This is a genomic window from Crossiella sp. S99.2, from assembly GCF_023094165.1.
In the GTDB taxonomy this organism is placed as follows: Bacteria; Actinomycetota; Actinomycetes; order Mycobacteriales; family Pseudonocardiaceae; genus Crossiella.
In genome coordinates this window covers 679121-693202 of sequence record NZ_JALMDK010000003.1, presented here as the reverse complement: position 1 = coordinate 693202, position 14082 = coordinate 679121, and the positions used below count along the sequence as shown (strand labels likewise).

Genomic DNA, 14082 nt, shown 5'->3' with positions numbered 1-14082 from the left:
CCAGGTTGCGCGAACAGGCAGAGGTGCCGGGGCCGTCGTTGAATCAGAGGTGGGATCTGCCTACCTTCGCAGCATGCCGTCGTTGTACTGGGACGCCGACGTGGTGATCGTGGGCGGTGGTGTCGCCGGTGCCAGCACCGCGCACGCGCTGGCCACCGTTGGCGTGTCCTCGATCGTGCTGGAACGTTCGGCCGACTTCCCCGAACTCAACCGGGGTGACGTCATCCAGCCCCTGTCGCTGGGGCTGCTCGACAAGTGGGGCGTGTTGCCGCACATCCACGGTTATCAGGTGGTGGCCTCGGGTATCCACCACCGGGTGCACGGATTCCTTGGCGAGTGGGGCTTCGCGGACCTGGAGATCGATCATCCACATCAGACGGTGTTGCGGCACACCAACATCCACCGTGCCCTGCACGCCGCCTTCGCCGGGCACGGCGATCTGGTGTCGGTGCGGCGGGGCGCGCGAGTGTCCGCGCCACTGTTCGACGACCGCGACGGCGCGCTGCGCGGGGTCACCGGCACGATCGGGGGCGAGCCGTTCCGGGCGCTCGGCCGGATCGTGGTGGCCGCCGACGGCCCCGCCTCGCGGTTGCGCCGGGCCGCCGGTATCCGGTTCGAGCAGCGGTACCGCTACGACCACGTGCACCTGATGACCACCTGCCCGCGCCCGGACGCGCCGCAGCTGGACCACCGCACCGCACGTTATGTCGGCACGGACGGGATCACCATGATCATCCCGCTCGACGGTGGCACGCAGGTGCGGGTCGCCGTGCAGCTCCCGGTGGCCGAGGAGATGGCATGGCGGGCCCTGGAACCGGGGCGGCTGTGGCGGCGGATGGTGGCCCGAGCCCCGATGCTGGCCGGTGCGCCCTCGGCGTTGGCGGGCGACCCGCACACCTACCGCGCCCACCTCGCGCACGCCGAGCGCTACGTCCAGGGCAACCTCTGCCTGGTCGGCGACGCGGCCCACGTGGTCCCGCCGACCCTGGGACAGGGCATGAACATGGCGATGCTGGACGCGGACGTGCTGGCCGCCGTGGTGCGGCGCACCCTGGACGGCGCGGCGACCCTGGATCTCTACGACCGGTTGCGCCGCCCGGCGAACGAGATCGTGCTGGCCTCCTCGCACGAACAGACCCTGGTCCAGACCGCGACCGGTCCCGAGGTGGACGAGCACGTGCTGCGGAACTACGCCTGGCTGGCCGATCCGGTGCGCCGTCGCGAGGTCGCCGAACGCGTCGCGGGCCTGCATAACAAGACGGCCGAGCAACTCGGCATCCTCAACCTGGCGGGAGACTGTCGCCGATGACCAGTACGGTCAACCACGGCGCGCTGATCGCGGCGCGCATCGACCGGCTGCCGGTGTCCAGGCTGACCGTCCGGGCGCGGCTGGTGATCGGCGCGGTCACCTTCTTCGACGGCTTCGACCAGCTGCTCATCGCCTACGCCTTGCCCGCCCTGCGGTCCGAGTACCACCTGGGCGCGGTCGCGACCACGTTCACCATCACCGTCGGCTCGGTCGGCATGCTGCTCGGCGCGCTGCTCACCGGCAGGCTGGCCGACCGCTTCGGCCGGGTGCCGGTGGTGCTGTGGTGCCTGCTGCTGTACTCCCTGAGCAGCCTGTTCGCCGCGCTCGCGCCGGGCATCGAATGGTTGCAGGCAGCCAGATTCCTGCAGGGCATCGGCATCGGCGGCGAGGTGCTGGTGGCCGCCACCTACATCAGCGAGATCATCGGCCCGCGCTCGCGCGGCAGGTTCGTGCTCGTCTACGAACTGGCTTTCGTGGCGGGGCTCGCGGCCGCCTCGCTGGTCTCCGCCTGGGTGGTGCCCGTCTTCGGCTGGCGGGTCCTGTTCGCGGTGGGCGCGCTGCCGGTGCTGCTGGCGATCGCGTTGCGGACGGTGCCCGAATCGCCCCGGTGGCTGGCCGCCCGAGGCCGCCACCAGGAGGCCGAGGCGGTCGTGGACCGGTTCGAGGCGTCGGCGCGCAGGCAGTTCGGCCCGCTGCCCGATCCCGCGGCGGCGCCGGCGCCGCCGGTCAGCGCCGGTGATTCCGCGAGCGTGCTGGATCTGTTCCGGGGCAGGTATCTGCGCCGCACGGTCGTGGTCTCGGTGCTGTGGTTCGTCTCGTTCCTGGTGAACTACGGCCTCACCTCCTGGCTGCCCACGATCTACACCAGCGTCTTCCACCTGGACGTGGGCACCTCGCTCACCTACAGCATGATCACCACTGTCGCCGGGTTCGCCGGCAGCATCCTGATCGCCGTCTCCGTCGACCGGGTGGGCAGACGAGCCGGTCTGATCACGGGATTGTCCGGCGGGGCGGTGGTGCTCACGGCGGCCGCGCTGGTCGCACCGGCGACCGGCCTGGGCGTGCTGCTGTTCGTCTCCACCGCCGCGTTCTTCGTCTTCGCGGTCAACCTGGCACTCAACCTCTACGGCCCCGAGCTGTACCCCACCCGATCGCGCGCGGCGGGCGCGAGCATCGGTGGCGTGTTCGCCCGCCTCGGCGTCATCACCGGCCCGATCATCACCGGCCTGGCGGTCGGCACCGGCGGCGGCATCACCCCGGTGTTCGCCGTGCTGGCCGTGGCCAGCGTCCTCGGCGCGCTCACCGTCGCCCTCTACGGCGTGGAAACCGCCCGCCGCCCGCTGGAAACCCTGTCTCCATGAGGACCTGATGTGGAAGGCCACTGCTGACGTCGGCTCAAGAACAACCCAATCTGCCAGGACTGCTAAGGCGCCGGGCTGTCGATCACCGAGTCGAACCGCAACCCGCTGGACCCCTGACCGCGCCCGGTGCCCCGCCGCACCCCCAGCCACACCACCACCCGCCCGTCCCGCCAGCGGGTGCGCTGGAAGGACAATGCGAGCCGGGTGCCGGTCTGGGTGACCTCCTCCTCGTTCACGAAGTACGGCTCACCCCGGTCCAGGCCCTCGCGCAACAGGTCGGTGCGCGGGCGCACCACCGCGCGCGGCTGGGCCGGGTCGGCCTGGCGGATCGCGCTGGGCAGGGCGGCCCGTTGCAGGTGGATGGAGCGGCGGGTGTTGTCCTGATGCACTGGCACGAACGGGATCCAGTGCTCCGGCACGGTGTTCATCACCTCGTAGGACACCGGGGCGAGTGGTGGTCCCGGCGGCTGGGTGGGTTGGTGGCGTTGCCGCCAGGCCACGGATTCAGCGGCGATCTCGCTGCCGCGGCGGGGTTCGCCGGTGGCCATCCGCACGGTCTGTTCCACGCCCCACACCAGGTTCGCGTTCTCATCCCGCAGCAGCACCACCTCTTCCAGGGCCGGGCCTTCGGCGATCTTGGGCACGCTGGCGGGCAGTAGCAGGCTGGTGTCGGCGGCCACCGGGTCGGCGCCGAGGGTGTCCAGGCTGAACATGGACCAGCGCCGCCAGTCCTCGTCCGGGCCGGCGTTGGCGGGCTCGACCACCGTGGCAATGCCGAACGTGTCGGTGACGGTGACGTTTTCCAGCGTGGCCAGGGATCCGGCTGGCAGGTCGCAGGGCAGCTGGTACCAGTCGTTGCCGTAGACCAGGGCGAATTCCAGGAAGATCAGCCGGGCCAGGTCGGTGCTGTCCGGGGTGACCGCGGCGAAGTTGGTGCGCCCGTCCTCCACCGCCCACCAGCGGGGCAGCGGCATCCCGGCGTAGCGCACCGGGGCCGGGAACACGGTGCGGCGGAAGGGTTGTGGCGGTCGGGTGCCGCCGAGCGGGAGGTTGGCGTCCACGGAGAAGGCGTGCCAGTCCAGGGTGCCGCCGGGGTATTCGCGGGCGGTGAGAGTCTTCTGCTGACCACCGGGCAGGGTGGTGCCGACGGCGAAGTTGTGCTCCAGATGCCTGCCGTCCCAGGCGTCCTCGCCGGTGGGCTTCAGCTCGGGCTGGATGTTGGCGGGCTGCTGGATGAGCGTGTCGAACCAGTCCCGCAGTTCCAGGCCCAGCCGGATGATGGCCTGTTTGTGCAGGGCGAGGCCGAGTAGTTCCTCGATGCCGTCGTAGGCGGTGCCGCCGCGGTACTTGATGTGGTCGTAGAGCTGGTAGCCGTCCAGGTAGCGCCCGGCCATGGCCTGCATGCTGGCCCACACCTCGGGGTGGGCCAGGCGTGGACTGTCCTTGTCCTGCAACGGATCCGGCAACGCGATCGGGTAGCGTTTGATGTACTGCGCCCGGAAGGAGGCGAGCAGTTCGCCCAGTCCCAGCGGCAGGGTGGCGAGCAGTTTGAACCAGCGGCGGCCGATGGCCAGGCGCAGGTCGAAGGAGACCCGTTCGGTGCCCGAGGTGAAGCGCAGCGCGCGTCGTTCGGCCAGTGCTTCCACCGGCAGTGGTTGTTCCGGCGGCAGTTCCACCGGGTTGCCGTCGAACGGCTTGAACCGGCTCACACTCGATGCCTGCACGGTGTAGGAGGCGGTGACCGGGGAGCCGCCGTCGGAGGCCTGGAACTCGCCGAGTTGCCACTGCCGGGTGAGCAGCCACAGCGGATCGCGGATCTCCGCGCGCAGCGCCCGGTCGAAGTCGGTGGTGCGCGGGCGGCCTTCCAGGCGGTTCCACACGCCGACGGTGGGTTCGGTGCGGGAGGTGAGGTCGCGCGGGAAGTCGAACGGCACGGGTTCAGTCATGGTCGGCCTTCCAGCGCAGGTTGGCGAGCGCGAGATCGGTGCTGATGGTGATTTGCTGCCGGGTCGCGGACATCACGGTGGCTGGCAGCAGCTGCGCGTACGCGGTGTCGTCGAGCTGGGCGGGTTCCACCGCCCGGCTGCGGGCCAGGGCGAAGGTGTCCCGGATGGCGTTGACCAGATGCGCCCGCTGCCAGTTCTGCGGCGGGTCGGTGACCACCGGCGGCGCGACGAGCAGCATGGCCTGCGGTGGCTCGGAATCGGGGCCGTCGTAGTGCACGGCGATGCCGGTGGTCTCGGTCTCGGCCGGGATCACCTCGGTCCACTCGTCCAGCAGCAGTCCGGCCCTGGTCTGGCCGAGCAGCGCGCCGGTGGCGTAGTGCGCGGTGTAGAGCACCTTGTCCTCGGTGATCGGCACCGGCTTGCCCGCACTGTCCCTTTTGAACTCCAGAGCCAGCCAGGAGTCGTTTTCCCGGTAGGGCAGTTGGATCGGGGTGAGCGCGGGTTCCCGCCAGGGCGCCATGCCGAGCAGGCCGGGGCCGCTGAACAGCACATCGCCCAGGGCGATCGCCTTTTCCCAGCGGCGGGGCTGTTCGCGCACCCTGGCCACGCCGTGCAGCCAGTCGTCCACCGGGAAACGCCGGGCTTCCAGGTGTTCGAGGAGTTCGCGGCTGTCGAAGTGGGCGTCCCGCCACTGGTCGACCAGGTCGTCGGACGGGGTGAATTCGGGCACCACCAGGACGTCCTCGCCGAGCATGGCCTTGAGCGCGTCGGTGGCGGCGGTGACCTTGTCCGGTCCGGTGATCGCGGCGTCGTAGGCCAGCAAAGCCTTGTCCGCCAAGCCGGTTCGATCCTCGATGTCCTTCTTCAGTTGGGCGGCTCTGCCCAGGAGGTCGCGGCCGAAGTCCACCACCCGTTGCTGGAACGGGGTCAGGTCCAAGCCCACCGGGTCGATCGCGGACAGCGGTGGCAGGGCGGCGATCTCGGCGAACAGGCCGCTGAGAGTGACCTTGGTGGTGTTCGCGGTGCGCGCGATGGCGTCCATTGTGGACTTGAAGGTGCCGCGGCGGTTGCCCACGGTGGTGCGCAGGGTGCGCGGCCGATCGGGGCGAGGGCTGGTGATGGTGGTGCTGAGCAGGCGTTCGGCCTGTTCCAGCAACCGGAATCGTTCCTCGTCGGTGGCCGTGGCCGGCAGTCCGTCGTACTTGGTGATCAGCGCGTCGGCTTCCTTGAGCACCAGGTCCAGGCGTTTGGCGGTGCCGTCCAGGGCGGTGAGCAGTTCGGCGAACAGCGTGCCGCGCCACAGCGTCAGCTCGCCCCAGCCACTGCGCACCAGGCCGAACCGGCCCGCGGTGCCGATCAGGTCGGCGTAGCGGATGAGGAAGGTGTCGATGTTCTTGAGCAGGTCGGCGGTTTTCGGCCCGGCGGGTGGGTAGAGCGCGCCGAGGTCGGTGCCGTAGGTGGTGGTGCTGGTGAGCAGGGCGCCCAGGGCCTTGCGCACCGCGGCCGGGCGGTCCCGCGGGATGCTGATCGCGGCGTCGGCGGCGCGGTCCACGGTGGCCACGCCCGCGCCGGGCACCAGGTCGGTGGGCCGGACCGGGCGGGCCGTGGTGAGCAGCGTGCGCAGCGCGTTGATCAGCGGGGACAGCTCGAAGAAGGTGATCCGGCCGTTGACCCGGGTGGTGAACTCGATCTTCGGCCGGACGTCCGGGCGCGGGGTGTCCGCCTTGAACACCGCACCCAGGATCCGGTCCTCCAGCTCGGATTGGGTGGCCGTCTCGCCGACCGGGCGGACTGTCCACAGTAGATCGATGGGTTGCAGGCCGAGGTCGCCCATGGACACCGCGCGGCTGTCGTTCCGCTTGCGGATCGGGTCGAACCAGGTGACCTGGGCGACCAGGTTGTCCGCCCGGGGCAGCAGGTGCGGCAGCCAGTCGTTGACCGCGGGTTCGGCCTGGGCGCGCGGGGTGGCGGACAGGCCGGGGGACAGGCCGGCCCGCAGTTGCAGGGCGAACCGGTGGGTCAGCGTGGTGCCGCTGCGCGGGGTTTCCACGATCGCGGGCTCGGGCGGGAAACCGGCCTTGGCGTAGGCGTCCAGGGTGGCGGCGGCGCGTTCGTGGTTGCCGAGCAGGGCCTGGTGGGTGCCTTCGGCCACCGCGAGGTCGGCCAGCGCGTCGTGCAGGTTGCGCAGGTTCTCCACCTCGGCGTGGATCGCGATCAGGTCTTCTCGCGGCGGATTCGGCGGCAGGCCGGTCTTGCCGAAAGGGTAGACCCGGTGCGCTGGGTTGGTGGCCCTGGTGACGGTGCGGTGCAGTTCCAGGCCGTCCACGACCACCCGGGCCTCGTGCTCGGCGAACTCCGGCGGCGCGCCGGTCGTCGGCTCGTCGAGCTTGCCGAAGCGCAACGGGAAGGCCGCGCGCAGTGATGCGAGGTACTTGTCCAGTTCGCGTTCGGGGTGGCCCTCGTGCAGGCCGCGTTCGAACCGGTAGCCCAGCAGTGCGCCCAGGGATTGGCCCTGGCGCAGGCCGTCCAGGAGTTCCAGGGCGACCCGGACCCGGTCGGAGCTGAGGTTGACCGCGAACTCGCCGCGTTCGGTGGTGCGGTTGGCCAGGTAGCCCGAGCGCAGCACCGCGGCGGTGCGGGCCTGCGCCGGGGACGGGGTGTGGATGTAGCCGCCGTTGTCGGTCGGCGACAGGTCGGGTTTGACGTTTTCCAGCCAGCCGTAGGCGCCCAGGTGGATGCCCTGTGCGGCCCCGGGCTGGGCGCGCAGTTCGGTGAGGCGTTCGGTGGCCAGGCCGAGCCGCCAGGCGTCCAGGCGGTAGGTGGCCAGGTCCAGGTGTTCGGCCAGCACCCGTTCCAACCGGGCGGTCGGGGCGGCCGCGAGGACTTCCACCGCGTCGAGTTGTTCCTTGAGCGCGGCGGTGTCGGGGTTGGTGGCCAGCACGGTGCTGATGTGTTTGGCCACGGTGATATCGGTGCTGCCGGTGATCAGCGGATCGCTGGAGTACAGGCGGCGGTACCGGCTTTCGCTGTCCAGCACACCGGTTCCGGTGGTGAAGTGCTTGACGTGCACGAACAACGGGTCCCGGTCGGCCAGGTCTTTGGGGTCGGCCACCCCGGCGCGGATGGCCAGGCGGCGGGCGGCGTCGGCGAAACCGAGTAGCACGGCGTGCCGGGCCAGGTAGTACAGCAGCGCGGCCGGTGCGGTTCCGGCGAAGCCGGTTTCGTTGCGGATCGCGGTCAGGTCGGTCTTGGCGTTGGCGGTCAGCCAGCCCAGGTAGTTGCGGCCCTCGAGGTCGTAGGCCCGGATCGGGTCCACTTCGGACAGTGGGCGGTCATCGACCAGCGGAGCCAGCAGCGGGTGCTGGCTGTCTACGAACAGGCGGCGTAGCAGGTCCGGATCCGGGTTGGTGGCACCAAGTTTGGTGAGCAGGGCCTGGATGGGCGGGGCCATCTGCAAGCGGCGCAACGCGTCCAGGATGCCCGCGCCGGCCGCGCCCAGGTTGGCCCGGTTGAACAGGTCTTCCACGCTTTGCGCGTACCGCTGGTGGTACTCGGCCGAACCCGGGTGCAAGGCCAGGATGTCCAGGAGCTTCTGGTGTGGGTCGCCGCCGGGCTTGTGCAGGTGCTGGACTTTGTCCGCGGCCACCCGGTCCCAGTCGGCGGCCGCCGCGTCCAGGACCTTCTTGAGTGCGTGGCGGTGAGTGTTGGCCGCAGGCCAGCTCAGCGCGCGGAAGTCGGTGGTGGGCACGATGCCGTAGGGCTGGCGGCCGATCTTGAGCACCGGCAGTGGGCCGCGGCCGGAGACGTTGCGGACGAAGAACTCCCTGGTCTTGGCCACCGCGTCGTCGTCGAGCAGCGGGTGCAGGGTGTGCCGCAGGAAACTGCCCCAGGTGGCGGGCCACAGCGCGATGTTGGCCGCCGTGGCCTCCTGCTGGTCGGTGCCGTCCGCGCCGGGCAGGCCGGGCAACTGGGCCAGATCGAGACCCAGCAGTGCGGCGAGTTGCGGTCCGTCCTTTGTGGACTTCCAGTCGGCGGCGGCGAAGGTGGCGCCCGCCGCGCGCCGGGCTGCCTCGGCCTGGTCGCCGGGACCGGCCGGGAGTTGCTCGGTGTTGTTGGTCGGGGTGCCCTGGGGCAGCAGGCTGAGCCCGGAGGTGCTGCGCAGTTGCCGTTGCAGCTGCTGGGTGAGGGCGGCGGCAGTGCCCGCGGCGTCCGGGTTCTCGCGCAGGCCGTACACCAGCAGGGTCGGGATCCCGGCGTCGATCCGCGCGTTGCGCGCGATCCGCACGCCCAGGCCGCGTCGGTGCGCCTCCTCGAAGTTGGTGAGCCACTTCAGCGCGTCCGGCACGTGCAGGTCGCCGGTGGTTTCGTTGATCTTCGGTTTGTCCTGGGCGCCGGGGTCGGGGCTGACCGCGAACGGGCCGAGCACCGGTTCGCTGGTCAGCTCGAAGATCTGGGTGTCGCCGTCCAGGGCGAGCACGGTGAACCGGTCCGGCAGCAGCCGCGCGGTGGCCGGGGTGGTCCAGGACTTGGCAGCGATCTTGTCCGGCGGATACGGGGCCAGCACCAGGAAGGCCACCACCACCGTGTTGTTCGGACTCAGCTCGGCACCGTCCACTCCGGACGGTCGCCGGGACCGGATCGTGTTGGCCCGGCTGGAACCGACCGCGGTGATCAGGGCGCGGTCGGCCGCCTGGATCTTCTCCCGGTCGCCGTGCGCCAGCCAGATCGCGGTCCAGTAGGTGATGGTGGGCTGGCGGTCGGGCGCGGGCACCGGCGTGGCGGTGACCACCGGCAGCACCACCGCTCCGGCGGGTGCGGTGCTCGGGCGCTCGGTTTCGTTGGCGGGCTTGCGTTCGGTGAGCAGCCAGGTGGCCCGGCCCGGCGGGATCCGCCCGGCGAGTTCGCGCCAGGCGGCCTGCTGGGCCACCGCGGAGCTGCCCGCGCGCCACAGTGCGGTCCAGTAGGCGTCCAGGGCGTCGAGTTCGGCCGGGCTGACCTTGGGCTCGAACTTGTCCACCGCCCATTCGTCCGGGTAGATCCGGATGAGCAGTTCGGTTGCGGTGAACCGGGTTTCCAGGCGGACCGGGCCGAGCAGGACCGGGTGCCGGTTACTGAGTGGCGTCGTCATCGGGCAGCATCTCCTGAGCGTGTACGGCCATCAGCACCGGGGCCTGGAAGAGGATGTAGGCGAACTCGGCGGAGCTGAGCCCGGCGTGCCAGGCGGGCAGCTGCACGTCTTCGAGGCGTTGCGGCACCTTCTCATCGTCGTCCCGCACATCGCTGAGCTGCGCCGACAGCGGCACCGTCGGGGTGGCCGACAGGTTGAGGAAACCCTTGGGCGGCACGGCGTTGTCCACGTCCGGCCAGGACAGGTCGTTCCACACCTCGACGTCCTCGGCCTTGGTCTCGTCCAGCCCGAACCGCGGATCGCCGGGCCGTTCCTTGATCACGAAGAACCAGCCGGAGCCGTCCTCGCCGGGATCGGTGGTGCGGCCTTCGGCCTCGGCCTCGGAGAGCGGGAAGCCCAGCAGGTACAGGTCCGGTTCCACCTTGGCCTCATAGATCGGCAGCCGGATCTCGGTGACCGGGCTGGGCCGGTTCGGGTCGGCCAGGTCCACCGGTTTGCGTTCCTGGTCCTTGAGGATCTCGCCGGTGACCGGATCCCGTTGCCAGCGGGCCTTGTGCGCGTAGATGGCCGCGTTCGGGTACTTCTTGAGCAGTTCGCCGCGGATGACCAGGACCAGGTTCTCCTCCTGCGGGCGGCCGAGTCCCGCGTCCCTGGCGTCGTTCTCGCCCAGCTTGGCCGTTGCCGGCCACTGGTGGATGGGCTTGATGTCGTAGGTGGCCTCCCTGGACTGGCCGGGCTGCCCGATCGGCGTCCAGAACTGGCGGAACGGGGTGCCGCGCTGGTCGGTCGGGTACTCCCGCCACAGCAGTTCCCTGGCGAGTTCGTGGTTGAGGCCGACCATGAACGCCTCGATGTAGGCCTGGTCGGTGAGCAGCAGGGTGATCGTGTTCGGCGGCACCAGCCCGAGGCTGGGCACGAACGCCTCCACGTCCAGGTCGCGCAGGGCCTGGTACATGGGCAGATCGATGCGAGGGTAGGCCAGCGCCTCGGTCAGTCGCGGGGTCTCGCCGGTCAGCCGGCCGGGCACCTTGACCGAGTCCTGCAACCGCTTGAGCACGGTGCTGTCCGATCGGATGTTGTCCAAAGTGGACTGTGCGGTGCCGGTGACGCCGAGCTGCGGGCGTTCCGGCACCCTGGCTCCGGCGAAGGACCCAGTCCAGCCTTGGTAGAGCGAGCTGATCGCCTTCTTGAAGTTCAGCGCCTCATCGCTGTCCCGGTCGCCGGGTGGGGTGGTCTCCAGGTCGTTCAGGTCGCGGAGCCTGAACTGGTTGTTCTTGGGCAGGCCCGGGACCGGGTCCGGCGGCGGGTCGTTCGGATCGGCCGCCAGCAAGGTGGGAGCGCCCTCGACGTCCTTGGGGGTGACCAGTGAGACCGGCTTGCGCTTCGGCACGGCCGCGGTCACGCCTGCCGGATCATCCATGCGCGGCAACAGTTCCTCGGCACCGGGACCCGCGGCGTCGAGCGCGCCGGGCACGGGCGGTGGGAAGAGTGTGCGCATCAGCCGGGAGGCGGGCCGGGTGGCGCGGCGCATGGCCGGGGACACCGGCGCGCCCGCGATCCGGGAGCGGGCCACCCGGAAGCCGACCGCGACCCGTTCGGCCGGGGCCGCGTCGGCGCTGTCACCTTCGGCGGTGACCCTGGTGTGCACTGGAGCGGTCCAGGTCAGCTTGCGACCCGGCCGCGGGGTGGCATCGAGGAGTTGCTCCTCCCGGGTTTCCGGCTCGAAGTGCTTTTGCTGCAAGGAGTGCCCGACCTCGCGGTGCAACTGGGCGGCCCGGATCCGGGCATTGCCTTCCAGGACCTCGCCGACCTGTTGCCAGGCCGCGGCCATGAACTCCTCCTGGCGGTCTTGCACGATCCGGGTGCCGAAGTTGGCGGCCACCCGGTAGCGCGGGTCCAGGTTGAGCGTGTGCAGCCAGTTCGGGTTGGCCGGATCCGGTACCAGTGATTCGCCGGTGCGGCCGGTGAGCAGCCGGGAGGTCAGTGCGGGCCAGCGTCCGTACAGCGGCGGGGTGATCACCGGGTCGGCGGGTTCGGGCAGTGCGGTCAGGCCCGCGTTGGCCTGCACCGGGGCGGTGGTGAGGTAGTCGTCGGCCAGGTTGATCAGCTCGGCCAGTTTTTCCTGGAACGGGTGTGGGAACGCTTCGGCCCAGCGGTCGAAGATGTCCAGGGGCCGGTCGGTTTGCAGTGCCCCGCCCAGTTTGAGCAGGCCGCGGGTGGGCGCCAGGATCGGTGGCAGGTCGTAGCCGGGGGAGCGGCTGACGTCGATGTCCCGGCGGGCGATCTTCGGATCGGCGAAGCGTGGTTCCAGGATGCGCACCAGGTACTCGAAATCGCCCGCGGTGCCGGTCTGGAAGAACCAGCGGTGGTAGTAGGGCAGCGCCCCACCGGCCCCGCCCCAGCTCGGCGCGAGCGCGTCGGCCGCGGGGAACTGGCCCAGCCCGGCCAGGCGGCCGTTCTCGAAGGCGGGGACCAGGAACGCGTGGTAGCCGGTGTTGGGCTGGAGGTGGCGTGGGCAGACCAGCCGGGAGCAGGCCAGGTCCGGGTTCTCCCGCAACACCCGCTCCAGCGCGGCCAGGGGTCCGCCCGCGGCCGGGGCGAGCACCGCTCCGGACAGGTCGCCGTTGACGTGCACGTGCGCCCAGGCGCCCAGTTCCAGTGGCGGGGGCAGGGTTTTCGCCGGATCCAGCACGGTGATCGCGGGCAGTGGCGCGCCGGGCACGGAGATCTCGGTGAACTCATCGCCCTCGCCGGGACTGCTGGCCCCGGCCAGCACCACCAGCGCCAGCCACGGCCGCACCCGCCCGGCGGTGCCGGTGTGCCGGTCCGGGCTGTACCGCCAGGGGAAGTCCTCCTCGTAGAACTCGATGTGCGCCAGGTAGTTCGGCTCGAAGTTGGTGATCCAGGGCAGTGGTTCGACCCGGGAGATGGCCCGCTGATCGATCCCGATCACATCGCCAGGCCCGTACAGCGCGATGGTGCGGGAGACCGGTTTGAAGGGCTTGGGATCGTGGGGTTTGAGTGGTTCGCCCTTGATCTCCAGCTCGACCGGGATGCTGATCCGTGCGTTGAGCACCACGGCGTCTTCGTCGATGTGCGTGGCCAGCCCGGCCCGCAGCCAGGGCAGGAAGGAGTAGCCGCTCATCACGGACCGTCCACTGTGTACACCTCGGTGACCGCGGTGAGTTCGGCGGTGCCGGGGGCGGCCGCGGTCAGCCCGGCGCGCACGACGCCGCCGGTGACCACGACCCGTTTCCCGTCGGACAGCGCCACCGCGCCCAGGTCCCAGCGGGCCTGTTCCGGGAGGCCAGCGTCGTCCCAGGCGCCGGTGGCCAGGTTGAACAGCAATGCCCTGGCGTAGCCGGTGTCCCCGCGCGCCCCGCCGGTGCCGCCCACGATGAGCACCCGGTTGCCGCTGACGGCGATCGCGCGGTGTGCGGCCCGGCCGCCGGGCATGGGCAGGGCCACCGGGGTCCAGCTGCCGCCGGTCGGGTCGAAGAGTTCGGCGGTGGCCCGGTGGAACGGGTCGAAGCCGCCGTCGGGGGTCATGCCCGGCGCGCTGCCGCCGGTGACCAGGACCTTGCCGCCGACCAGGGTGGCCTGGTGCTGGGCCCGGGGTTCGCCGAGCACGCCGGTGGTGGCGGTCCAGGTGTCGGTGTCCGGGTTGTAGACCTCGCAGTAGGCCAGCGCGGCTTCCTGGTCCCGGCGGATCGGCACCGCGCCGCCGACCACCAGCACGTGCCCGTTGGGCAGGCGCAGCGCGGCGTGGCCGGTACGCGCGTCCAGCATGGGTTTCTTGGTGGTCCAGGTCTTGTCTGCCGGATCGAACAGCTCGACCCGGTTGAGTGCTTGTTCGGAGTTGGCGGTGCGGGTGGTGCTGCCGCCGGTCACCAGTACTTTGCCGTTGCTCAGCAGTACCGCGCTGTGTCCCCAGCGCGGCCCGGCCATCTGGTTGACCACCGGTTCCCACTTGCTGCTCGTGGGGTTGTACAGCTCGGCGGTGGGCAGTCCGGCCGCCGGGAACTGGCCGCCGCCGGCGATACCGCCGATCACCAGCACCTGGCCGCCGGTGAGCGCGGTGGTGCTGTGCGCGCGCCGGGCGGTGGTCAGTTTGGCCAGCGCGGTCCAGGTCTCGGTGCCGCTGTCATAGCTGGCGGTGTCCGCGCGGGCCCCGGCGGTGGTGCCGTCCGAGCCGCCCGCGATCACCACCCGGTCCGGTTTCCCGGTCTCGGTGACCAGCACCGCGCCGTCGGTGCGGCCGTTCCAGCTGCTCGCCACGGGCGCGTCCGGCACGCTCTTCCAGGCGCCGACGGCGGCCAGGATGGGACTGGTCATGGC

General features: G+C 70.9%; 6 protein-coding genes. 2 read left to right on the top strand and 4 right to left on the bottom strand.

The genetic code is table 11. The features are described from left to right. The first annotated feature begins 73 nt into the window (after window positions 1-73). Both MZC64_RS14465 and MZC64_RS14460 read left to right on the top strand, forming a co-directional pair. Window positions 74-1309 carry an NAD(P)/FAD-dependent oxidoreductase gene (locus MZC64_RS14465; protein ID WP_247756660.1) on the top strand — a complete coding sequence of 412 codons (1236 nt, stop codon included), beginning with the start codon at window positions 74-76 and terminating at the stop codon, window positions 1307-1309. Next, on the top strand, window positions 1306-2670 hold the full coding sequence (locus MZC64_RS14460) for an MFS transporter (RefSeq protein WP_247756661.1): 1365 nt from the start codon (window positions 1306-1308) through the stop codon (window positions 2668-2670). The genes MZC64_RS14465 and MZC64_RS14460 overlap by 4 nt, the downstream gene beginning before the upstream one ends. Before the next feature lie 62 nt (window positions 2671-2732). On the opposite strand, the gene MZC64_RS14455 is transcribed toward MZC64_RS14460, so the two are convergent. The 4 genes from MZC64_RS14455 to MZC64_RS14440 are packed head-to-tail and all read right to left on the bottom strand — an operon-like array spanning window position 2733 to window position 14079. Next, window positions 2733-4616, bottom strand: coding sequence for a hypothetical protein (locus tag MZC64_RS14455; protein ID WP_247756662.1), 1884 nt, complete (start codon window positions 4614-4616; stop codon window positions 2733-2735). Further along, window positions 4609-9744 (bottom strand): hypothetical protein, encoded by a 5136-nt coding sequence (locus tag MZC64_RS14450; protein WP_247756663.1) that lies wholly within the window; start codon window positions 9742-9744, stop codon window positions 4609-4611. The genes MZC64_RS14455 and MZC64_RS14450 overlap by 8 nt, the downstream gene beginning before the upstream one ends. Beyond that, the gene (locus tag MZC64_RS14445) at window positions 9725-12889 is read right to left on the bottom strand and encodes a hypothetical protein (protein WP_247756664.1); all 3165 of its coding nucleotides are present in this window, start codon (window positions 12887-12889) and stop codon (window positions 9725-9727) included. Before MZC64_RS14445 ends, MZC64_RS14450 begins: the two co-directional genes overlap by 20 nt. After that, entirely contained in the window at window positions 12889-14079 is a 1191-nt protein-coding gene (locus MZC64_RS14440) for a kelch repeat-containing protein (RefSeq protein ID WP_247756665.1), read from the bottom strand. Before MZC64_RS14440 ends, MZC64_RS14445 begins: the two co-directional genes overlap by 1 nt. Window positions 14080-14082 lie beyond the last annotated feature (3 nt).

Excerpts from the sequence above, each read along its gene's own strand:
- MZC64_RS14465 (WP_247756660.1), top strand. The coding sequence starts at position 74 with ATGCCGTCGTTGTACTGGGACGCCGACGTGGTGATCGTGGGCGGTGGT.
- MZC64_RS14440 (WP_247756665.1), bottom strand. The coding sequence starts at position 14,079 with ATGACCAGTCCCATCCTGGCCGCCGTCGGCGCCTGGAAGAGCGTGCCG.
- MZC64_RS14460 (WP_247756661.1), top strand. The coding sequence starts at position 1,306 with ATGACCAGTACGGTCAACCACGGCGCGCTGATCGCGGCGCGCATCGAC.
- MZC64_RS14455 (WP_247756662.1), bottom strand. The coding sequence starts at position 4,616 with ATGACTGAACCCGTGCCGTTCGACTTCCCGCGCGACCTCACCTCCCGC.
- MZC64_RS14445 (WP_247756664.1), bottom strand. The coding sequence starts at position 12,889 with ATGAGCGGCTACTCCTTCCTGCCCTGGCTGCGGGCCGGGCTGGCCACG.
- MZC64_RS14450 (WP_247756663.1), bottom strand. The coding sequence starts at position 9,744 with ATGACGACGCCACTCAGTAACCGGCACCCGGTCCTGCTCGGCCCGGTC.